Here is a 22800-nt window from a genome sequence, read left to right as displayed (position 1 = left end):
GAAGTTTTGCTGATGAACGTCGAACAATTCAAAGCTATGCTTCTTGAAAAGGGCATTACCCTTAGCGATGAGCAGCTGCACCAATTCGAAAATTACTTTCATACCTTGGTTGAGTGGAATGAAAAAATGAACCTAACGGCCATTACAGATCAAAGTGATGTTTATTTAAAACATTTCTATGATTCCATATCTGCTGCCTTCTATTTTGATTTTACGCAGCCTCTTCACCTTTGCGATGTAGGTGCGGGCGCAGGGTTTCCAAGTATTCCATTAAAAATTGCCTTTCCTCATCTAGAGGTAACCATTGTTGATTCATTAAATAAGCGGATATCCTTTTTAAACCATTTAGCAAATGTTTTAAAATTGGATAAGGTCCACTTCATTCACGATCGTGCTGAGACCTTTGGGGTGAATCCATCCCATAGGGAATCATACGATCTTGTGACTGCCCGGGCAGTTGCGAGAATGTCTGTACTTAGTGAGCTCTGCCTGCCGCTTGTAAAAGTTGGCGGACATTTTATCGCTATGAAAGCGGCACATGCAAATGATGAATTGGCAGTAGGGCAGAAGGCAATTACAACCCTTGGTGGAAAGTTAGAGCAGATGTTTACTTTTACTTTGCCGATGGAAGACAGTGAAAGAAATATTCTTGTGATTAAAAAAGAAAAACAAACGCCAAAAAAGTATCCAAGAAAACCAGGAACACCTGGCAAAATGCCAATTGAATAGGATGATTTATTTGTTTAAATAAAGCCTGCTTACGTAAAGATTGTTGTTAAAATCTTAAAGCCGATTTTAACGTGGAAATAGCTATTTTGCACTTTAGAATATAGTTTGCAGGCTCTTTTCTTATTGAATTTTGCTAATTTCTGCAGAGATTTAGCATTATCATTAAGTTTTGTTCCTACAGGCAACAAAGTTTAAGAAAAGAGCTTAAATAAAACAGCGGAATTGGCAGGAAGTAAAAGGATAGACAGCGAATAAGTAATAGGGAGTTTCGTAAAGGTGGTGTTGGGGATGAAGAATTCGTTTTCACGCTTTTTTGGCCTCGGCGAAAAGGGAGATCAAAAGGTTGAGTTAGAAAAAGAGCAAGACCAAGAGCTTGATGGCGTAAAAAATGAAGAAATAAAAAAGATTCCGATTGAAAGAATTGTTCCAAACCGTTTTCAGCCTCGAACCGTATTCGATGACGAAAAAATAGAAGAATTATCACGAACAATTCATACACACGGAATCATACAGCCAATTGTAGTCCGCCAGTTTGATGGAAATTATGAGATTATTGCCGGGGAGCGCCGCTTTCGTGCAATGAAGAAGCTAGGCTGGGATGAAGCGCCCGCAATTATTAAGAATTATTCAGACACAGAAACCGCTTCGGTTGCTTTAATTGAAAATTTACAGCGGGAAGAATTATCTCCAATTGAAGAGGCGATTGCTTATGGAAAGCTGCTCGAGCTCCATAATTTAACGCAAGAGGCTCTTGCTCAGCGGCTTGGAAAAGGGCAGTCAACCGTAGCAAATAAGCTAAGGCTTCTTAAACTGCCGCAGCAAATCCAAGAATCCTTGTTGAATAAGGAAATAACGGAGCGGCATGCACGAGCCCTGATCCCGCTTAAGGATCCAGAGAAGCAAGTTTTACTCATGCAGGATATTATTGCAAGAAATCTTAATGTGAAGCAGACGGAAGATCGAGTGGCACGGCTGCTGGAAGAAAAAAACCAAAAGCCAAAGCCAAAACGGAAGGCCTTCAGCAAGGATATGAGAATTGCAGTAAACACCATTCGTCAATCATTAACGATGGTGACAGATAACGGAATTTCTCTCGACGCCGAAGAGGAAGAATTCGAAGAGTACTATCAATTTACAATCAAAATACCAAAGAAAAAATAAAATATTCTACAAAATGGAACCAGACTTTTCAGTAGTTTGGTTTTTATTTTGTGTAAAATAGTGGAAGTAATCACAGCCTAATCATTATTAATATTTTATGAAAAAAAATAACAATAAATCAGTTTCATGATAAAATAACAGAGCATGGATTTTTATATTACTAGTTTTACTTACTAGACTTTAAGTTTTATTATTTGAAACAAGGGTAGGTGACATCGTGGGCAAAACCATTGCAATCGCGAATCAAAAAGGCGGGGTTGGAAAGACAACTACCTCTGTCAATCTAGGCGCCTGCTTAGCATACATTGGGAAAAAGGTTTTATTAGTAGACATTGACCCTCAAGGAAATGCAACAAGCGGAATCGGTATTGATAAAGCAGATGTAGAGCAGTGCATCTATGATGTTTTAGTAGATGATGTGGAAGCAAAGGATGTTATAAAATCAACATCAGTGGAAAATTTATATGCTATACCTGCTACCATCCAGTTGGCGGGGGCAGAGATCGAGCTTGTTCCTACAATTTCAAGAGAAGTCCGGTTAAAGCGTGCCCTTGAAGAAGTCAAAGACCAATTTGATTATATCATTATCGATTGCCCTCCTTCATTAGGGTTACTAACACTCAACTCCTTAACAGCTTCTGATTCTGTATTAATTCCAGTTCAATGTGAGTATTATGCTCTAGAAGGTTTAAGTCAGTTATTAAACACTGTACGTCTAGTACAAAAACACCTAAATCAAGACCTAAAAATAGAAGGTGTTTTGCTGACAATGCTTGATGCACGGACCAACTTAGGCATTCAAGTCATTGAAGAGGTTAAGAAGTACTTTCAAGACAAAGTATATAAAACCATTATTCCAAGAAATGTACGTCTAAGTGAAGCACCGAGCCATGGCGAACCAATTATTACGTATGATTCAAAATCTCGAGGAGCAGAAGTTTATTTAGATCTAGCAAAGGAAGTGGTCTCAAATGGCTAAGGGCCTAGGGAAAAAAGGCATAAATGCATTTTTTACGAATATCGAGGCCGGTAAGGAAGAGACTGTCCAAGAAATTAGTGTAAAAGAGCTGCGTCCGAATCCTTACCAGCCAAGGAAAACCTTCCAGCAGGAAGCAATTGATGAGTTGAAAGCATCAATTCTAGAACATGGAATTCTCCAGCCGCTTGTAGTAAGAAAAAGCATAAAGGGCTATGAAATTGTTGTTGGAGAAAGACGCTTCCGAGCAGCAAAAGAGGCAAAACTAGAAAGTGTGCCAGCAGTTGTTAGAGAGTTAACAGAGCAGCAAATGATGGAGTTAGCGGTATTAGAAAACCTCCAGCGAGAGGACTTGAATCCAATTGAAGAGGGTCAGGCTTACCAGACATTAATGGAAAAGCTAAAATTTACCCAAGAAGAGGTAGCGAAGCGTTTAGGAAAAAGCCGCCCGCATATCGCGAATCATATTCGATTGCTCTCCCTTCCTGTTAAGATTCAAGAGTTAATTTCCGATGGGAAAATCTCGATGGGTCATGGACGCGCGCTATTAGGCCTTCGTCAAAAGGCCAAGGTCCCAGCTTTAGTGGATAAAATTATTCAAGAGTCCTTGAATGTACGCCAGTTAGAGAAACTCATTCAACAATTAAATGATAATGTTCCACGTGAAACAAAAAAGCCTGAAAAGAAAAAGGATGTATTTATCCAGGAGCGTGAACACTCCCTTAGGGAACGCTTCGGGACAACTGTAAATATTAAACAATCAAAAAATAAAGGGAAAATTGAAATTGAATTTTTTTCCAAAGAAGATCTAGAACGAATTCTAGAAATGCTTGGTCAAGAAGAATCACTTTAAGCCATCAAATCGGATGGTTTATTTTTTTTTGCCGGAGCTTTGATAAAACGGACTTTTCCAAAAATAAATATCTTTTCATTGACCATAAAACATGATAGGTTAATACTATTATAAATTTCGAGATTCGAAGAATAGGTGAACAAACGATGTTTTTATTAGGGACGCTGGTCAATGGAGCATTAATCATTATTGGTACTTTAATAGGAAGGCTTTTGAACCGAATACCTGAAAGCATGAAAACAACGGTCATGTATGCAATCGGATTGTCGGTGATTGTCCTGGGATTACAAATGGGCTTGAAAAGTGAGAATTTCCTGATTGTCATTATTAGCTTGGTGATAGGAGCCGTCCTAGGTGAACTCATGCAATTAGATGAAAAGCTAAATCAGTTAGGTTTTTGGCTGGAAAAGAAAATTGGTTCTTTGGGAATAGGCTCTACTGGAAAAGGCAGCATCTCAGAAGGATTTGTTACAGCCACTTTAATCTTTGTGATTGGGGCTATGGCAATTATTGGAGCCCTCGACAGTGGTATCCGCGGTGACCATGATGTTTTGTATACGAAGGGGCTTATAGATGGATTTACATCGATTATATTAACCTCTACCCTTGGAGTCGGCGTTATTTTTTCTGCCATTCCTGTCATGCTCTATCAAGGGCTGATTGCATTATTCGCCACCCAAATTGATCGTTTTATTCCGCAGCTCTTGATGGATCAATTTATCGTTGAACTAACTGCGACCGGCGGAGTCATGATTTTTGCAATCGGATTGAATCTAACTGGATTAGTAAAAATAAAGGTTGCGAACCTCCTCCCTGCTATTCTCGTAACGGCGATTATAGTAGCCATTCTCTATCAATATCATCAGTATTTTTAATTTACTTACAAGAAACTCCAAAAAGAGCAATTGGGCTATTCCCGATTGCTCTTTTAATTCGTCTTTTTCTGCTCTTGCATTAACTCCTGCAGACGTCCCTTTGAATGGAGAATACTCGCTTGATAAATACCATTAGCAATTGTTTTTGCCATTTTCATGACGAGGTTTAGACGGGTGTTTTGGAGGACAAAAAACTCCATAAAGCCGCTGACATTAACAATTCCGGTAATATGGATATCTCCGACAGCAGGAAGATCCTTGTTTACCCCAGCACCTGGTTTCACAGGGCCATCAGCTACCTGAATTACCCCAACATTTTTCATTCTTCCTAAGCAGGCATCAATGCCAATGATATAGGGATCTTGATGTTTGAGTGTAATTTCCGACAATCGTTCAGTAAGATTTACGGCATGAATAGGCTCATCTAATGTACCGTACACATGAAAAAAAGGAATATCCTTTTCTTCTAAAAATGATCCCACAAGTGGCCCTAATGAATCTCCTGTTGAGCGGTCAGTTCCAATACAAACAAAAACGATTGGCCGTTGGGACGTCCTGGGTAAAAACTTGACTAATTCCATGGCGAGATTTTCAACTGCTTGAAAATCCTCATGATTAATTTTTTGTGTATTGGTCCTCCTATCAAGAAAACTAGGCTTCAGGTTCATAAGTCCACTCCTTAACTTGTGACCACTTATTGTTTTAAAAATTGCTTTCTAACAGTATACGGAAAATTTTGAAAATCTATACGTAGTCAATGAAAGATATTCCTATTGAAAAAATGAATAAATCACAATACTATAAACTACAAAGGAAAATTGATAAAATGAGTGTGATTCAATAGGAAACGAGGGATTGGTTTTTAAATGAATTCAGTTATTAACAGATTTATTGATAAATTTCAAAACGAAGATACCTGGCTTCACATCGGGGAAGGTGTACTTAAAATCATTGCCATTTTGATTGTTGCCAAAATTTTAATTAAGTTAGGCAGCGTAGCAATTGATAATGTATTTAAGATTCGTACACGCTCTCCTCTAAAGACTTCAGAACGACGAGAAGAAACTTTGTCTAAACTTCTCGATAATGTACTTACATATGTTGTCTATTTTATTGCCTTTATGATGATTCTTTCTGTTCTAACGATTGACGTAAAAGCCTTGATTGCCGGGGCAGGAGTTGTAGGACTCGCCGTTGGTTTCGGAGCACAAAGTTTGGTCAAAGATGTAATAAGCGGCTTCTTTATTATTTTTGAAGATCAGTTTTCAGTTGGCGATCAAGTTCGCATTGACCAGTTTGAGGGAACGGTTCAGGCAATTGGTCTCAGGACAACAAAACTAAAAAGCTGGACGGGAGAAGTACACATTCTTCCCAATGGAAGTATCATTCAAGTAACCAACTTCTCTTTAAATAACAGTCTGGCTATAATTGACATTGCAATTGCCTATGAAGAGGATATTGATAAGACGCAGAATATTATCCGAAACTTACTTGAACAAATGCCCGATAAATACGAACAATTAACAAAAGTACCCGAACTGTTAGGTATTCAAACCTTGGGATCAACAGAAGTAGTATTACGAATTGTAGCTGAAACCTTGCCAATGAAACATGCAGGTGTTTCTCGTGATATTAAAAGGGATATAAAACAATCTCTAGATGAACATGGAATTAAAATCCCATATCCACGTATGGTCATGTACTCAAAGGATTCTGGAAACGTTAATGAACCTAGTGTTTAAAAGGAGAGGAATTTAATGGAGGAAAAGGAATTTGGGTTAAATGATGTCGTAGAAATGAAAAAGCAGCACCCATGCGGGACGAATCGTTGGAAGATAATTCGGATGGGGATGGACATCCGCATTAAATGTGAAGGCTGTGAACATAGCGTAATGATCCCAAGACGTGAATTTTCACGGAAAATGAAGAAAATATTGGTTAAGCATGAGCAGTAGTTCATGCTTCTTTTTTTTGAGTAAATAGATTATCCTTTTTAAATATGGATGTTTTCGTAAAGATTGTTGTTAAAATTATATAGATTGATTTAGGGGGTGGGGAAAATGACTGAAATACGTAAATCGGCTTGTCCGCTAAATTGTTGGGACAGCTGCGGTTTCCATGTAACGGTAGAGAACGATAAAATAACTAAAGTAGAAGGAGACCCTTCCCACCCAATTACAAAAGGGAAAATTTGTGGAAGAGGTAGAATGCTAGAAACGAGGACCAATTCAACAGAGCGTCTTCTTCATCCCTTAAAAAAGGTGAATGGCGAATTCAAGCAAATATCATGGGATCAGGCTCTTGATGAAATAGCTCTCAAGTTGAAGGAAATTAAAGAACAGTATGGATCGACTGCCGTTCTTCATAGTCATGACTATGCGAACAATGGAATATTAAAAAATTTAGATCAACGGTTTTTTAATTCGTATGGCGGTGTTACGGAAGTTTATGGATCACTCTGTTGGGGTGCGGGAATTGAGGCACAGAAATGGGATTTTGGTAATGCCTGGAGTCATGAACCTGAGGACGTTTTAAACAGTAAAAACATCCTCATTTGGGGCAGAAATGTCGCAAGAACTAACATGCACTTCTACGAAAAGCTCTTAGAAGCAAAGAAAAAAGGAGCAAGAATTCTTGTTATTGATCCTCTATTTAATGCCACTGCTAAAATAGCAGATAAATATATATCAGTAAAACCTGGAATGGATGGTCTTTTAGCTGCGGGTATTATTAAGGAAATTCTCCGATTAGGGCTAGAAGATCGGGAGTTTATCGATCATCATACCCTTGGCTTTCGCGATGTAGAGAAGATGGTTGAAAGTATTTCACTAGAGAAAATTAGCAAAATGACAGAGGTTCCTGTAGAAAGTATTCAGTTTTTAGCACAGATTTTTGGTGATCGTCCAACCTCTACCTTCATGGGACTTGGGATGCAGCGCTATAAAAATGGCGGAAATACCATCCGCTTGATTGATGCCCTTGTCGCGATAAGTGGAAATATTGGAATTCCTGGCGGAGGTGCCAATTATGCAAACCTCCAAGTAGGGCAGAGCTTTGATATCGGTAATTTAACATTGAATCATCGTAAGAGCAGCCACAGACAGTTTTCGATCATGAAACAAGCAGAGGAAGTATTGGCTACAGTAGACCCAGAAATCAAAATGATTTTTGTTACTTGTGGCAATCCACTGACACAGGTTCCGGATTCATCTATTATAGAAAAAGCATTTTCTTCCGTTTCCACGCTCGTCGTGGTGGAACAATATATGACAGACACAGCTCGTTTAGCGGGTTATATTCTGCCAACGACAACTTCTTTTGAGGAAGAAGATTTCTATTACTCTTCTATGTACCATCATTACGTCAATTATGGGCCAAAACTTGTTTCTGCCCCTGGAGAAGCGAAATCTGATTTATGGATTTGGACACAGCTTGCAAACAGGCTGGGATTTGGAGAGGATTTTGCTTTTTCAAGAGAACAATGGATGGAAATGGCTCTGGAATCATTAGCAAAAAAGGGAATCACTTTTGAGCAGCTTAAAGAAAAACACACACTGGAGCTTCCGGTGGAACCCATCCCGTGGAGCAATTATAATTTCAAAACTCCTTCCGGAAAATATGAGTTCACATCGATTGGGAAGGGGGATGACGGCCAGTTAAAATTGGCCCTTCCTGAAGAATCAAAGTGGAGTAACCCAGAACTAGCTGAGAAATATCCGTATCATTTATTAACCATTCATCCTTTAAGATCGAATCATTCGCAAAACTATCATCTATTTTCTAAGGATCCTGAGCTAAAGGTGGAAGTTGCAGAAAATATTGCGGCAGATAAACAACTTACGAATGGAGATTTAGTGAGAGTATGGAATCAGCGTGGTGAGGTAAAAGGGTTTATTTCTATTTTACCCAAGGCACATCCCAATACGATTAATATCGATGAGGGTATTTGGAAAAGGTTTGGCGGTCCTGTCAATAGCCTAACCTCAAGCGGGGAATCAGATAATGGATTAGGCAGCACTTTGTATGATTGCCTTGTTAATCTTGAAAGAACAACTTAGCTGGTGCCTTAGGTACAAGTTTTTGTTGTAATCCAGTTCCGACGCCAAGCCCCTCTAGGTCAAATACCTCTCCTCAATGAAGTCAAAGTGCGGTATTCATCGGGGAGAGGTTATTTGCTTGTCGGGGCTAATCAAGGCGTCTCCACTTTTTGTTGTTCTTGTCTTTTTAGCTTCTAATGCCTATAATTGTGAGAGGCTTTTTAAAATTTGTACGTAAATTTATTATAAAATAGATGGATTTTTTATGAGGAGTGAATTTTATGGCTTTAACAGCAGGTATTGTGGGACTTCCAAACGTGGGTAAGTCTACATTATTTAATGCAATTACACAAGCTGGGGCAGAATCAGCGAACTACCCTTTCTGTACCATTGATCCAAACGTAGGAATTGTAGAAGTACCGGATGACCGCTTAAATAAATTAACGGAACTCGTTCAGCCGAAGAAGACAGTTCCCACTGCCTTTGAATTTACCGATATTGCAGGAATTGTAAAAGGTGCAAGTAAAGGTGAAGGACTTGGAAACAAATTTCTGTCCCACATTCGTCAAGTGGACGCTATTTGCCAAGTGGTTCGCTGCTTTGCAGATGAAAATATCACGCACGTAGCAGGGAAAGTAGATCCTATTTCCGACATTGAAGTTATTAACTTAGAGTTAATCCTTGCTGACATGGAATCTGTTGAAAAACGGATTAGCCGTGTTGAAAAATTGGCCAAGCAAAAGGATAAAGATGCGGCTGCTGAGTTTGAAGTTCTTTCAATGCTTCGTGAAGCATTTGAAGCTGAAAAACCAGCACGGACCGTAGAATTTACCGAAGAGCAAATGAAAATCGCAAAAATGCTTCATCTTTTAACGATTAAGCCTGTTTTATATGTAGCAAATGTTGGTGAAGATGATGTAGCAGATCCTTCAGGAAACGAATATGTACAAAAAGTACGTGAATTTGCTGCGGCAGATAATGCTGAAGTTATTGTAGTTTGTGCAAAGATTGAAGAGGAAATTGCTGAACTGGATGGCGAAGAAAAGCAAATGTTCCTAGAGGAGCTTGGAATCGAAGAATCTGGACTTGATCAATTAATTCGGGCTGCCTACAACCTGCTTGGATTAGCTACTTATTTTACAGCTGGTGTACAGGAAGTTCGTGCATGGACGTTCCGACATGGCATGAAGGCTCCACAATGTGCGGGAATCATTCACTCCGATTTTGAAAGAGGATTTATCCGTGCTGAAACCGTTTCTTATGAGGACTTATTAGCAGCTGGAAGCTATAATGGCGCTAAGGAAGCTGGAAAAGTCCGTTTAGAAGGTAAAGAGTATTTAGTAAAAGATGGAGATGTCATTCACTTCCGATTTAATGTGTAAAACAGTAAGCCTTGCATCTGCAAGGCTTTTTACCATTCTACAAGGAATATCTAGAATTGGTGAACAACGTTGCATTCCAGCGAATCCTATGCTATAATCTTACATTGTGAGTAATGAATAATTGCTCCTTGCCCAAATGGGCCGTTTAGACCAAAAGGAGGTGACTGTGATGAATAAGTACGAAATCATGTACATCATCCGCCCAAACATTGAAGACGAAGCGAAAAAGGCTCTTGTAGAGCGTTTCAACGGAATTCTTCTTGAAAATGGTGCGGAAACTGCTGAAACAAAAGATTGGGGTAAGCGTCGTCTAGCTTACGAAATCAACGATTTCCGTGATGGATATTACGAAATCGTGAAAACTACATCTTCAGCTGACGCGGTACAAGAATTTTCTCGTCTTGCGAAAATCAGCGAAGATATCATTCGCCATTTAGTAATTAAAGAAGAAGCTTAATATAAATATACTTTGGTTTAAATGTTCCGCATGGAACATTTTACCAGAAGAAAAGGAGTTGATTCTGATGATGAATCGTGTCGTGCTTGTAGGCCGTTTAACAAAAGATCCTGATTTGCGTTATACACCAAATGGGGTTCCTGTAGCTACCTTTACTTTAGCAGTTAACCGTCCGTTTTCTAGTCAGTCAGGTGAGCGTGAAGCAGACTTTATTAACTGTGTTGTTTGGCGAAAACCTGCTGAAAATGTGGCAAACTTCTTGAAAAAAGGCAGTCTTGCAGGTGTCGATGGCCGCATTCAAACCCGCAACTATGAAGGACAAGATGGTAAACGTGTATACGTTACTGAAGTTCAGGCAGAAAGTGTTCAATTTCTTGAGCCTAAAAATTCATCAGGCGGCGGTGGCGGAAGAAACGACAATGATTACTTCGGTGCACCACCAAGGGAACCGCAGGGAAATCCTTATGGCGGCGGCAATCAGAATCAACAACGCCAATATCAAGCCAATAACAATAATAACAATAACAAAGGTTTTCCTAAAGATGATGATCCGTTCGCAGGTAACGGTCAAATAGACATCTCCGATGATGATCTACCATTTTAACGTCAACCTTTTCTGAACGTAATCATAACTAAAAGGAGGGAATTTTCATGGCAGGTGGAGGACGTAAAGGCGGACGCGCGAAGCGCCGTAAAGTGTGCTATTTTACAGCAAATGGTATCACTCGCATCGATTATAAAGAAGTAGATTTACTTAAAAAGTTCATTTCTGAGCGTGGAAAAATTTTACCACGTCGTGTAACTGGTACTAGCGCTAAATATCAACGTAAACTAACAGTTGCAATCAAACGTGCACGTCAAATGGCATTATTACCATTCGTTTCAGGTGAATAATAAAGCGTAAGCGCCTTGACAGGGGCGACAGGCATAAGACGAGCCGGCAAGAAGGTTGCTTTTTACCTTCTTGCCGGCTTGGCCTATGACCCGAGCCCCTAGGCGCTAAGGCTAGAGTAAATTGTTCTAAGGCAGCCAGGGTCATCCCTTGCTGCCTTTTTTCTTTTTAAAGTTGAATAGCAATGCTTTTCTAGCTAAAATTAAGGAATAGGCTTTTTGAAATATTGCTGTTTTTGAAACGACTGTTGTTAAAATCCTAAAGCCGATTTTAACGTGGAAATAGCTATTTTGCGCCATTGAAATTAGTGTGCTAGCTCTTTTCTTATTGTATTTTTCCTGTTTACGGTGAAGACACAGCAGAATCATTACATTTCATTATAAAAAGCAACAAAGTTTAAGAAAAGAGCCTAAATAATTGAGGTGAAGCAGTGAAAAATGTTCGTAAACTAACAGAAGGTGCTATCCTTTTAGCAGCCTTTGCAGTCTTATTATTACTTACCATTTATGTTCCGGTTCTTGGAATGATTGTGAATTTATTTTTAGCTGTACCCTTTATATTATTTGCCGCTAAAAATAATGGCAAAAGTATTTTTGTTTTTATTATTGCATCCCTTTTCCTTTCGTTTATTGTAGGGACGATTATGTCGCTGCCATTAACGTTAGCATACGGAACAACAGGTGTTGTGATTGGGTACTTAATTCAAAAACAAAAGAATATGGGGATATTATTTATTAGCGGGTCCCTTGTCTTTTTAATAAACTTAATAATTATTTATGTGACAAGCATTGTTTTATTTAATGTGAATATGATTACTGAAATGATTGATATATTGCGTGAATCATTCGATACATCCGCAGGTTTGCTGGGGAGTTTTGGTAATCCAGAGGACAATAAAAAAGTTATAGAACAATTTAATAATGGATTAAACCTTATTAAAACCTTAATTCCAACTTTATTTGTTGTCACTTCATTTTTCATCGTTTTCATTATGCAGCTTGTATCGTTTCCGATTATTAAGAGATTTGGCGTTAAGGTAGAAAAGTGGAAAAGCTTTAAAGAGATTTCCTTGCCAAAAAGTTTATTATATTATTTTCTTCTTACCTTGTTACTGAGCATGTTTATGAACCCTGAAGAAGGCACCTTCTGGTATATGGCTATAATTAATTTGACTTATATCCTCCAGTTTTTAATGGTGTTGCAAGGATATACATTTATATTTTATTACTTCGATCAAAAGGGTATTTCGAAGGCTATCACTATTACAATAGCGATTGTCGCTTTTCTAGTTCCAATTTTCCTTTATATTGTAGGGATATTAGGTATAATTGATTTAAGCTTTGATTTACGAAAAGGCTTTACTAAAAAAGAGAGATGACTACTGTTTAGGAGCTGAAAAAATTGCCTGCATTTATTGAAAAACGCTCGATTCGCTATCCTTTTTACGGGCTGATAGGCATTACAGTGGTGCTGCTCATTGTCCTGACCTACTATAATTGGATATTAAGCTTGGTGGGATTATTTCTGATCATTCCGCCGTTATACTATATGATCGTCATCGAATCCCGCCAAAGAAAAGAGATGGAAGATTACATCTCAACCCTTTCTTACCGAGTAAAAAGGGTAGGCGAAGAAGCGCTGATGGAAATGCCGATAGGGATTATGCTTATTAATGACGAATATTTTATTGAGTGGACCAATCCTTTTCTTTCCTCCTATTTCGATGAAGATACGCTGGTTGGTAAGTCTCTTTACGAGGTGGCAGACACATTAATACCGTTAATCAAGCAAGAAGTTGAAACAGAAATCATTACCCTTCATGAACGTAAATTTCGAGTGATTCTCAAAAGCGAGGAAAAGCTTCTATACTTTTTTGATGTCACTGAACAAAAAGAAATTGAAAAAATGTATCATGATGAACGGACCGTTATTGCCATTATCTTCTTAGATAATTACGATGAACTAACACAAGGTATGGATGACCAAATGCGCGGAAGCATTAATAATATGGTTACATCTACCCTCAATAAGTGGGCGCATGACAATGGTATTTTTCTAAAAAGAATTTCATCCGAACGATTTATCGCAGTGTTTAATGAAGCGATTCTGCAACTCCTTGAAAGAGGTAAATTTCCTGTCCTTGATGATGTTAGGGAAATGACTTCTAAGCAAAATATATCCTTTACCTTAAGTATTGGAGTAGGTGCTGGAACTCCTTCGCTGCCTGAATTAGGCGTGTTAGCACAATCCAGTCTCGATCTAGCATTAGGAAGAGGCGGAGACCAGGTAGCGATAAAACATCCAAATGGAAAAGTAAAATTCTTTGGCGGGAAAACAAATCCTGTTGAAAAACGGACAAGAGTACGTGCCCGCGTTATTTCTCATGCGTTAAAGGATTTAATTACGGCAAGTGATAAAGTCATTATTATGGGGCATAAAAATCCTGACATGGATTCGATTGGGTCTTCCATAGGTATATACAAAGTAGCACAGATGAATCAAAAAGACGCCTACATAGTTTTGAACATACAAGAAATGGATAGCGCTGTTCAAAGACTTATGGGGGAAATCCGTCAGCAAGAGCAATTATTTTCTCGATTTATTGGACCAGAAGAGGCATTGGAAATCGCCACTGAAAAAACACTACTGGTGGTCGTGGATACCCACAAGCCGGCACTCGTGATTGAAGAGCGTCTCCTTAATAAAATTGATAATGTCGTTGTAATTGACCATCATCGCCGCGGAGAAGAATTCATTGAAAATCCGGTACTTGTTTATATGGAACCCTATGCGTCATCGACTGCGGAACTTGTAACCGAATTTCTTGAATACCAGCCAAAACGCGGTAAAATAGAAATGATAGAAGCAACTGCTCTTTTAGCTGGAATTGTGGTGGATACCAAGAGTTTTACATTAAGAACAGGTGCCAGGACCTTCGATGCAGCCTCTTATTTAAGAGGTCAGGGTGCAGATACCATCCTTGTACAGAAGTTTTTAAAAGAAAGCGTTGATACGTATATAAAAAGAGCAAAATTAATTGAATCGGTTCTTTTTTACCGCGATGGTATTGCTATTGCAAAAGGCAGTGAAAATGAGCATTACGACCAAGTCCTTCTTGCCCAGGCAGCAGATACGCTCTTGACGATGGACGGTGTAGCAGCCTCATTTGTAATTGCAAAACGCAGCGAAGGGCTTATTGGAATAAGTGCCAGATCGCTTGGAAATGTAAATGTTCAGGTGATTATGGAGAAGCTTCAGGGCGGCGGGCATTTAACCAATGCAGCCACACAATTAGCTGGTATCTCGGTGTTAGAAGCAGATAGACAATTAAAGCTAGCAGTTGAAGATTATTTTGAAGGTGGGAGTAAAGAATGAAAGTAATTTTTCTGAAGGATGTTAAAGGAAAAGGAAAAAAAGGTGAAGTGAAAAATGTAGCCGATGGCTATGCACATAACTTTTTGATTAAACAAGGTCTTGCGATTGAGGCAAATAGTGCCAATATCAGCACGTTAGAAGGACAAAAGAAAAAGGAAGACAAACGCGCTGCTGAAGAGCTTGAGGAAGCGAAAAAACTTGGTGAGCAGTTAGATAAAATAACGGTTGAATTATCAGCAAAAGCCGGTGAAGGCGGCCGTCTATTTGGTTCAATTACAACGAAGCAAATTGCGGAAGAGCTTCAAAAGAAACACGGAATTAAAATTGATAAACGCAAAATGGAACTTGCAGATGCGATTCGTACCCTTGGTCACACAAAGGTTCCGGTGAAGCTTCATCATGAAGTTACAGCGACATTAACAGTTCAAGTAAAAGAGGTAAAGTAATTTCCAGTTCAAATTTTAGATAAACATGTTAGAATAATAAAAGTGATGTGATCGGTTCTGGCTGGTCACTTTTCTTTATTCTGGCTTTTTTTCTTAAACTTAATTTGGACTTAAACTATGAAAATATATAAATGATCCTCTTAATAAATGGAGGTTTTGATAGATGAGCGATTTATATGCAGATCGTCTGCCGCCGCAAAATATTGAAGCTGAACAGGCTGTATTAGGTGCAATTTTCCTAGAGCCGTCTTCATTAACTGTGGCATCAGAAATATTAATACCAGAGGATTTCTACCGTGCTTCCCACCAAAAGATCTTTAATGCCATGCTGAAGCTGAACGACGAAGGCAAGGTAGTTGACCTTGTAACCGTAACGGAAGATCTAGCAGCACAGAAACTCATTGAAGATACTGGTGGAGTAAGTTATTTAAATGAATTGGCTAGTTCTGTCCCAACAGCTGCCAATATTGAATATTATGCGAGAATTGTAGAAGAAAAGTCTTTGCTGAGACGATTAATTCGAACAGCAACGGAGATTGCCTCAGACGGCTATTCCCGTGAGGATGAAGTCGAAGCACTTTTAAGCGAAGCAGAGAAAAATATTCTCGCCGTCGCGCAGCGTAAAAATGCAGGTTCTTTTCATAATATTAAAGATGTTTTAGTTCGTACGTATGACAATATTGAAGAAATGCACAACCGTGTTGGAGATATAACCGGTATTTCTACAGGATTTGCTGAATTGGACCGAATGACAGCAGGGTTCCAGCGCAATGATTTAATTATCGTAGGGGCCCGTCCTTCCGTGGGTAAAACAGCCTTTGCCTTGAATATTGCAGCCAATGTTGCGACAAAAACAAGTGAGAATGTCGCTATTTTCAGTCTCGAGATGGGTGCTGAACAGCTTGTTATGCGTATGCTTTGTTCGGAAGGAAATATCGATGCGCAAAGGTTACGTACGGGTTCCCTTACGGATGATGACTGGGGCAAGCTGACAATGGCCATGGGAAGTCTATCGAATTCGGGGATTTTTATCGACGATACACCTGGGGTTAAAGTCAATGATATCCGCTCAAAATGCCGCCGTCTGCAGCAAGAGCATGGTTTAGGCATGATCCTAATCGATTACTTGCAGTTGATCTTAGGAAGCGGTCGTGCTGGAGAGAACCGTCAGCAGGAAGTATCAGAGATTTCCCGTTCCCTAAAACAATTAGCACGTGAACTTAAGGTTCCAGTTATCGCCCTTTCTCAGCTTTCCCGTGGTGTGGAACAGCGTCAGGACAAGCGTCCGATGATGTCTGATATCCGTGAATCCGGATCAATCGAGCAGGATGCCGACATCGTTGCCTTCTTATATCGTGATGACTACTATGATAAAGAGTCAGAGAACAAAAACATCATCGAAATCATCATCGCTAAGCAGCGTAACGGCCCAACTGGGACTGTATCACTCGCGTTTGTGAAAGAATACAATAAGTTCGTAAATCTTGAGACCCGGTATGATCCGAGTGCATAGACTTTTTGAGCCAGCCAGCTATTTGGCTGGTTTTTTTTTTATCTGGGGTTAGGGGTAGGCGGTTTTTCTAAAAAAGGTAGTTTAGAGGGGGTGGTTCCTCCTGTGGGGAGGGGAAATTCAGAGGATCGAAGGAAATAAAGACCTTTGATTCCCCTCATGAGGTAAAACAGGGCTTAGAGGGAACCAAAAGAAGTCTTTGATTCCCTCTAGTATTAAAAAAACTGTTTAGAGGGAATCAAAAAGGAACTTTGGTTCCCTCAAGATGGAATACAACGGTTTGGAGGGAACCAAAAAGGGTTTTTGGATCCCCAATAGCTGTAATAACCAGTACGATGGGAAACAAAAAAGCTCTAGGCATTATTTATAAACATAATGAGCTGAAGTCCTATGTCCAACCAGTTTAAAATCCCTACCCAGTACCCTCCGGATTACCTTCTTTGACCTAATCCCTCCGCACCACTCATAGATCTCATTGGTGGTAATCTTCCTCTCTGGAAACAGCAGGATAAATTCTCTTACACTCCTCAATATCGCCGTCTCTGCCTCATCTACGTATCCACAATTCTTACAGAGCAGTGCGCCCTCATAAATTGCCCTGCATTCGGGGCAGGTAATTCCTTTCTTTAATTGATCATAGGTATAGGAGAATATCCGTTCATAGGGGGAGTCCTCAATGTTACGATCAACAAGCTGCTGTGCTAACTCGTAGTACCTTTTATGGAGCTTGACTTGTCTGGTATTTAACTTTTTTAAAAAGCGGTTAAGCTGTGTTGGAAAAATGATAGCAGGATTATTGGAGGTGGTATATAAATGAAACTCGGGGTGGTTGAAGATTAAATAGGATTCAATTGAATAGTGAAAGCCCCACTCATGCAGCATTCTTTGAAATAAGGTCTCACACCTCTCCAACTGGTGTAATGGGTTCTTTTCAGGTTTTCCTGTTGGAGTAGACCACTTATCTTCTTTAAACGTGTGATCACCTTCCCAGTATTTAATATCCAATATGTATAACTTTTCATACGCAATAAGCAGGGTGTCAATTTGAAAGCGGGAACCATGATAGTCAAATAATAAATCATTTAGAATCAACCACTCGTCTGCTAACCCTTTAAGCCAATCGTCACTTTTAAGCTCTCCCTCATAGCCTTTTTCAATGGTGAAGAAGGTTAGTGCTTGACCTTCGTTAAACACCATTCGGGGATGTAAATACTGTAAAAGAATCAATTTCATATTTTCTGGCCGTGCTCTAAAAATCATATAACGCCTCCCTATCATTATTTTAATAAAGCTATATTATCTATTTTATGGAAAAACAAAACGAATGACAACCTAGATTGCTAAAGTAATATTTTTACGAACGTATTTTAATATCTTAATATAAATCGTTCGGGTTTTATTGACTTTTAGCTCCATTAATTGTTAAACTTGTGTATGGAAAAAGAAAAGCGTATTTAATTTGGAGGTGCCTATATGACGTCAGTAGTGGTAGTTGGTACACAATGGGGAGACGAAGGAAAGGGCAAAATCACTGATTTCCTTTCTGAAAATGCAGAGGCAATTGCTCGCTATCAAGGTGGAAATAACGCAGGACATACCATTAAGTTTAATGGAGAAACATACAAATTACACTTAATTCCATCTGGAATTTTTTATAAGGAAAAAATCTGTGTGATTGGCAACGGGATGGTCGTTGATCCAAAGGCTCTTGTAGCAGAACTTGCCTACTTACACGAAAAGGGAATTACAACGGAAAACCTTCGCATCAGTAATCGTGCACATGTCATCCTTCCTTATCATTTGAAGCTTGACGTTGTAGAAGAAGAAAGTAAAGGTGCGAATAAAATTGGAACCACTAAAAAAGGAATTGGCCCTGCTTACATGGATAAGGCAGCACGCGTTGGAATTAGAATTTCCGACCTATTAGAGCGTGATGTTTTTGAAGAAAAGCTGGAACGCAACCTTGCAGAAAAAAATCGTTTATTTGAACGTATTTATGAGACAACTGGTTTTACAAAAGAAGAAATCTTGGATGAGTATTATGAATATGGCCAGCAAATCAAGCAATATGTTTGCGATACATCTGTCGTTTTAAATGACGCATTGGATGAAGGAAAACGTGTTTTATTTGAAGGTGCACAGGGCGTTATGCTGGATATTGACCAAGGTACGTATCCATTTGTCACTTCTTCAAACCCTGTTGCCGGCGGTGTAACAATTGGTTCTGGCGTAGGCCCATCCAAAATTACTCATGTTGTGGGAGTTTGTAAAGCTTACACCTCTCGTGTAGGTGATGGACCGTTCCCAACAGAATTATTTGATGAAATTGGAAAACAAATTCGAGAGGTTGGCCGTGAATACGGCACGACAACTGGCCGTCCGCGCCGTATTGGCTGGTTTGACAGTGTAGTTGTTCGCCATGCCCGTCGTGTCAGTGGTTTAACAGATCTTTCTCTAAACTCAATCGATGTATTATCCGGAATTGAAACATTGAAGATTTGTACGGCGTACAGCTATAAGGGTGAATTGATTACCGAATATCCTGCCAGCTTAAAGATTCTATCTGAGTGTGAGCCTGTATACGAAGAACTTCCAGGCTGGACTGAGGATATTACAGGAGTTAAATCGTTAGATGAACTGCCAGTGAATGCTCGTCATTATGTGGAACGTGTTACGCAGCTAACAGGAATTCCATTAACTACTTTCTCAGTTGGACCAGACCGTAATCAAACAAATGTGGTTCGCAGTCCTTGGAGACAAATTTAGACTAATATAAGCCCTCAATTTTGGGGGCTTTAAAATTTATTAAAACTTTTTTCAAAAAAGTATTGCACGATAGCTACATGCCATGCTATTATAAAAAGCGTCGTCACGAACGAGTAACAATCTTAAGTACGAGCCATTAGCTCAGTTGGTAGAGCATCTGACTTTTAATCAGAGGGTCGAAGGTTCGAGTCCTTCATGGCTCACCAAAGTTTTTTCGCGATAGCGAAAATAACTTTCCATTTGCGACAGCAAAATAAACTTCCATAGTAAATAACATTTTAAAATATGGCCCCTTGGTCAAGTGGTTAAGACACCTCCCTTTCACGGAGGTAACACGGGTTCGAATCCCGTAGGGGTCATTGGCATTTGATTGTTGGTAAGCGATTGGCAAGTCCGGTCTGCTTGCTAACGATCATACTATAATATTGGTCTGGTAGTTCAGTTGGTTAGAATGCCTGCCTGTCACGCAGGAGGTCGCGGGTTCGAGTCCCGTCCAGACCGCCATAACTTGATTTTAGGAAACAATCCTAAGAGTTGGCTCAGTAGCTCAGTCGGTAGAGCAAAGGACTGAAAATCCTTGTGTCGGCGGTTCGATTCCGTCCTGAGCCATTATAAAAGGGAAGCTTACTATGTGTAAGCTTCTTTTTTATTTGTTACAAACGTAACATTTTTGTAAAAAAACATCCAAGTATTTACATATTTTTTTACGAGGCTTGTCTTGTTTTGTAAAAGATAGTCATTTTCTATTAACAGCTATAACCATTGATATAATAACTTTTACCTATGAATATAGGGAAAATATCATAGGGGAATTTATAATTTTCCCCTGTTTCCAACTCCTACCAATGTAGTAAAATGTCAGCTTTTATACAATTTTGTTACATTATCAAGACTAATCGTTATTTAAATTGAAATTGTGATAAAGTTATAGAGTAGAAAATGAGGCAAATTTCTTTTTGATGGTTAAAAAGCACTAGATTAAGAGAGTTGTTTCCGTAATTTAGGAGGATTCCAATGTTATTTTTTAATAAAGGAAGAAAATCAAGTAAATTAGAGAAAAAACAATCTTTAAAGACAGCTGTTATGACAGCGTTTGCGGCTTCCGCATTACTATTTAGCACTATTTCAGGAAGTGCTGCTGCTTCAATTAAATTGACAACTGTTTACCATGTATACCATAACCAACAATATGTAGGTACTGTTTCCGATAAAGAGGTTGTTGAAAAAATTGTCGAAGAAAAAGCAGAAATGCTAAAAGAATCCTTGAAGGATAAGGACATAGAATTTGGCTCAAATATTGAGTACATAAAAGAGCAGGTTTTTCGTTCCACAGCAAATAACGCTGAGACGGTAAAAAATCTCGAGAACACAATCCAGCTTCAGGCAGAGGCTTCCGCGATTGCGATTGACGGTCAGCCAATTGTTTTCTTAGAAAACCAAGAAACTGCTGAAGAGGTCATGAACAGACTTAAACTTGCCTATGTAACGCAGGCTCAACTAGATGAGGTAGAAGCAAGAAAAGCAGCACCAGCAACAGAACTTCCACCACTTGCTGAAAATGAAACTCGTATATTAGACGTAAGGGTATCTAAAAATGTTTCATTTAATCCAGAAAAAGTTACTCCGGATAAAATTCTGTCAGTTGATGAAGCTGTAATCTTTTTACAAAAGGGCACATTAGAAGAGAAGAAATATGTTGCTCAAGAAGGCGATGTACTTGGAACGATTGCCAATAACCATGGGCTGCCACTAGCAGACTTTCTTGCACTAAATCCTGACCTGACAGATAGTTCTATTGTAAAGATCGGTCAAGAGGTCAATGTTACGGCATTAAAACCGTATCTTGAAATTATTGTCGATAAAGAGGTAAATCAAAAAGAGGCTATTCCATATGGTAATGAAATCGTTAATGATGATTCTATGCCAAAAGGTGAAACTAAAGTCCAGCAAGAAGGTAAAAACGGAGAACGCTCTGTAAATTACCGTATTTCCACACAAAACGGAGCAACTGTTAGCAATGAAGTTACAAGCGAGGTTGTCCTTTCACAGCCCGTTAATCATATTGTTGTAAAAGGAACAAAAGTAATTCCATCACGTGGTACTGGTAACCTTGCATGGCCGACATCTGGAGGCTATATATCAAGCCAGCAGGGCATGAGATGGGGTAAAAGTCATAAAGGTATTGATATTGCAAGACCAAGCAACAGAACAATTAAAGCAGCAGATAATGGTAAAGTTGTATCAGCTGGATATGATGGCGGTTATGGAAACAAAATTGTAATTGACCATCAAAATGGATTACGTACCGTATATGCTCACCTTGAATCCATCAGCGTAAGTGCTGGGCAAACTGTTTCACAAGGTTCAGGTATTGGGGTAATGGGTACAACAGGAAACTCAACTGGCGTGCATTTGCATTTTGAAGTATATAAAGATGGTGCGTTGCAAAATCCTCTTAGTTATTTAAAATAAGGGTAGATTAAATAATAAGGGTCTCTAGTCCGTACTAGAGACTCTTTCTGTGTTAAATACTGCTAATACGTGAATTACTGAAGAAACCATGGTAAAGTAAACTAGAGTAGAAATGACATTTTGTATTTATTTTTTAAAACAAAGGAGCAATGGGTATGGAAAAGAAAATTCTCGTAGTAGATGATGAAAAACCGATTGCGGATATTTTGCAGTTCAATCTAAAAAAAGAGGGCTACGATGTTTACAGTGCTTATGATGGAAATGAAGCCCTTGTGATGGTGGAAGAAGTACAACCAGATTTAATTCTTTTAGATATTATGCTTCCATTAAAAGATGGTATGGAGGTTTGCCGCGAAGTCCGCAAGAAATATGATATGCCGATTATCATGCTGACCGCCAAAGATTCTGAAATAGATAAAGTACTAGGACTTGAGCTTGGTGCAGATGATTATGTAACAAAGCCGTTTAGTACAAGGGAATTAATTGCCCGAGTGAAAGCAAACTTACGTCGTCATCAGGTGGTAGTTTCTCAATCAGATGAGGAAGTTGAAACCAATGAGATTGAAGTTGGCTCACTGACCATTCATCCAAATGCATATGTAGTTTCAAAACGCGGAGAGACAATTGAATTAACACACCGTGAATTTGAGCTGCTCTATTATTTGGCGAAACATATTGGACAGGTCATGACAAGGGAACATCTTCTTCAAACCGTTTGGGGCTATGATTATTACGGAGATGTTCGTACAGTAGACGTAACAGTTCGCCGATTACGTGAAAAAATTGAAGATAATCCAAGCCACCCTACATGGATCGTTACGCGTAGAGGAGTGGGCTACTATTTACGTAATCCAGATCAGGAGTAATGC

The 22800-nt window shown here is 39.1% G+C and carries 21 protein-coding genes and 4 tRNA genes; 23 read left to right on the top strand and 2 right to left on the bottom strand.

Annotated features, from left to right (window positions below; translation table 11 throughout):
• Positions 1 to 12 precede the first annotated feature (12 nt).
• The 5 genes from rsmG (at position 13) to AC2TFD_RS30355 (ending at position 4594) form a co-directional block, all read left to right on the top strand.
• Positions 13 to 729, top strand: coding sequence for a 16S rRNA (guanine(527)-N(7))-methyltransferase RsmG (gene rsmG, locus AC2TFD_RS30375; protein WP_484674748.1), 717 nt, complete (start codon positions 13 to 15; stop codon positions 727 to 729).
• A gap of 288 nt (positions 730 to 1017) precedes the next feature.
• On the top strand, positions 1018 to 1890 hold the full coding sequence (gene noc, locus AC2TFD_RS30370; protein ID WP_335510766.1) for a nucleoid occlusion protein: 873 nt from the start codon (positions 1018 to 1020) through the stop codon (positions 1888 to 1890).
• 217 nt (positions 1891 to 2107) lie between these two features.
• Positions 2108 to 2869: a ParA family protein gene (locus AC2TFD_RS30365; protein WP_132087294.1), complete on the top strand. Its 762-nt coding sequence runs from the start codon at positions 2108 to 2110 to the stop codon at positions 2867 to 2869.
• On the top strand, positions 2862 to 3719 hold the full coding sequence (locus tag AC2TFD_RS30360) for a ParB/RepB/Spo0J family partition protein (RefSeq protein WP_484674747.1): 858 nt from the start codon (positions 2862 to 2864) through the stop codon (positions 3717 to 3719). Before AC2TFD_RS30365 ends, AC2TFD_RS30360 begins: the two co-directional genes overlap by 8 nt.
• A 146-nt stretch (positions 3720 to 3865) precedes the next feature.
• Positions 3866 to 4594 (top strand): DUF554 domain-containing protein, encoded by a 729-nt coding sequence (locus tag AC2TFD_RS30355; protein WP_335510762.1) that lies wholly within the window; start codon positions 3866 to 3868, stop codon positions 4592 to 4594.
• Positions 4595 to 4647: 53 nt separating this feature from the next.
• Here the strand turns inward: AC2TFD_RS30355 and yyaC are convergent, their stop codons facing one another.
• Positions 4648 to 5262 carry a spore protease YyaC gene (gene yyaC, locus AC2TFD_RS30350; RefSeq protein WP_335510760.1) on the bottom strand — a complete coding sequence of 205 codons (615 nt, stop codon included), beginning with the start codon at positions 5260 to 5262 and terminating at the stop codon, positions 4648 to 4650.
• Positions 5263 to 5460: 198 nt separating this feature from the next.
• Here yyaC and AC2TFD_RS30345 point away from each other — a divergent pair, with 198 nt between their 5' ends.
• From AC2TFD_RS30345 to dnaB, 11 genes are all read left to right on the top strand, one after another.
• The gene (locus tag AC2TFD_RS30345; protein ID WP_484674746.1) at positions 5461 to 6336 is read left to right on the top strand and encodes a mechanosensitive ion channel family protein; all 876 of its coding nucleotides are present in this window, start codon (positions 5461 to 5463) and stop codon (positions 6334 to 6336) included.
• 15 nt (positions 6337 to 6351) lie between these two features.
• Positions 6352 to 6549, top strand: coding sequence for a DUF951 domain-containing protein (locus tag AC2TFD_RS30340; protein ID WP_045519309.1), 198 nt, complete (start codon positions 6352 to 6354; stop codon positions 6547 to 6549).
• Positions 6550 to 6654: 105 nt separating this feature from the next.
• Complete coding sequence (locus AC2TFD_RS30335) at positions 6655 to 8652, top strand: molybdopterin-dependent oxidoreductase (RefSeq protein WP_484674745.1); 1998 nt, start codon at positions 6655 to 6657, stop codon at positions 8650 to 8652.
• Positions 8653 to 8912: 260 nt separating this feature from the next.
• On the top strand, positions 8913 to 10013 hold the full coding sequence (gene ychF / locus AC2TFD_RS30330; protein ID WP_335510755.1) for a redox-regulated ATPase YchF: 1101 nt from the start codon (positions 8913 to 8915) through the stop codon (positions 10011 to 10013).
• A 169-nt stretch (positions 10014 to 10182) separates the two neighbouring features.
• Positions 10183 to 10470, top strand: a complete 288-nt coding sequence (gene rpsF, locus AC2TFD_RS30325; RefSeq protein WP_045519104.1) for a 30S ribosomal protein S6 — start codon at positions 10183 to 10185, stop codon at positions 10468 to 10470.
• Positions 10471 to 10537: 67 nt separating this feature from the next.
• Positions 10538 to 11074: a single-stranded DNA-binding protein gene (gene ssb, locus AC2TFD_RS30320; RefSeq protein WP_484674744.1), complete on the top strand. Its 537-nt coding sequence runs from the start codon at positions 10538 to 10540 to the stop codon at positions 11072 to 11074.
• A gap of 47 nt (positions 11075 to 11121) precedes the next feature.
• Complete coding sequence (gene rpsR / locus AC2TFD_RS30315) at positions 11122 to 11364, top strand: 30S ribosomal protein S18 (protein WP_335510751.1); 243 nt, start codon at positions 11122 to 11124, stop codon at positions 11362 to 11364.
• A 428-nt stretch (positions 11365 to 11792) separates the two neighbouring features.
• Positions 11793 to 12740: a YybS family protein gene (locus tag AC2TFD_RS30310; protein ID WP_484674743.1), complete on the top strand. Its 948-nt coding sequence runs from the start codon at positions 11793 to 11795 to the stop codon at positions 12738 to 12740.
• A gap of 23 nt (positions 12741 to 12763) precedes the next feature.
• The gene (locus AC2TFD_RS30305) at positions 12764 to 14737 is read left to right on the top strand and encodes a DHH family phosphoesterase (RefSeq protein ID WP_335510747.1); all 1974 of its coding nucleotides are present in this window, start codon (positions 12764 to 12766) and stop codon (positions 14735 to 14737) included.
• The gene (rplI, locus tag AC2TFD_RS30300; RefSeq protein WP_335510745.1) at positions 14734 to 15183 is read left to right on the top strand and encodes a 50S ribosomal protein L9; all 450 of its coding nucleotides are present in this window, start codon (positions 14734 to 14736) and stop codon (positions 15181 to 15183) included. The genes AC2TFD_RS30305 and rplI overlap by 4 nt, the downstream gene beginning before the upstream one ends.
• A gap of 163 nt (positions 15184 to 15346) precedes the next feature.
• Positions 15347 to 16696: a replicative DNA helicase gene (gene dnaB / locus AC2TFD_RS30295; RefSeq protein WP_335510743.1), complete on the top strand. Its 1350-nt coding sequence runs from the start codon at positions 15347 to 15349 to the stop codon at positions 16694 to 16696.
• Between the two features lie 357 nt (positions 16697 to 17053).
• Here dnaB and AC2TFD_RS30290 read toward each other — a convergent pair whose 3' ends face one another.
• Complete coding sequence (locus tag AC2TFD_RS30290; RefSeq protein ID WP_335510741.1) at positions 17054 to 17953, bottom strand: nuclease-related domain-containing protein; 900 nt, start codon at positions 17951 to 17953, stop codon at positions 17054 to 17056.
• Between the two features lie 213 nt (positions 17954 to 18166).
• Between AC2TFD_RS30290 and AC2TFD_RS30285 the strand changes: the two genes are divergently transcribed.
• The 7 genes from AC2TFD_RS30285 to yycF all read left to right on the top strand — a co-directional run bounded on the left by AC2TFD_RS30285 (position 18167) and on the right by yycF (position 22797).
• On the top strand, positions 18167 to 19459 hold the full coding sequence (locus AC2TFD_RS30285; protein ID WP_484674742.1) for an adenylosuccinate synthase: 1293 nt from the start codon (positions 18167 to 18169) through the stop codon (positions 19457 to 19459).
• Between the two features lie 130 nt (positions 19460 to 19589).
• Positions 19590 to 19665, top strand: a tRNA-Lys gene (locus tag AC2TFD_RS30280).
• 81 nt (positions 19666 to 19746) lie between these two features.
• Positions 19747 to 19818, top strand: a tRNA-Glu gene (locus AC2TFD_RS30275).
• A 68-nt stretch (positions 19819 to 19886) separates the two neighbouring features.
• A tRNA-Asp gene (locus AC2TFD_RS30270) sits at positions 19887 to 19963 on the top strand.
• A 32-nt stretch (positions 19964 to 19995) separates the two neighbouring features.
• A tRNA-Phe gene (locus AC2TFD_RS30265) sits at positions 19996 to 20068 on the top strand.
• A 405-nt stretch (positions 20069 to 20473) separates the two neighbouring features.
• Positions 20474 to 21931, top strand: coding sequence for a peptidoglycan DD-metalloendopeptidase family protein (locus tag AC2TFD_RS30260; RefSeq protein WP_335567038.1), 1458 nt, complete (start codon positions 20474 to 20476; stop codon positions 21929 to 21931).
• A gap of 155 nt (positions 21932 to 22086) precedes the next feature.
• Positions 22087 to 22797, top strand: coding sequence for a response regulator YycF (gene yycF, locus AC2TFD_RS30255; RefSeq protein ID WP_335510735.1), 711 nt, complete (start codon positions 22087 to 22089; stop codon positions 22795 to 22797).
• Positions 22798 to 22800 lie beyond the last annotated feature (3 nt).

The organism is Neobacillus sp. plas4 (genome assembly GCF_057221695.1).
Note: the sequence above shows the minus strand (reverse complement) of the source record. Positions and strands in the feature narration are given on the sequence as shown.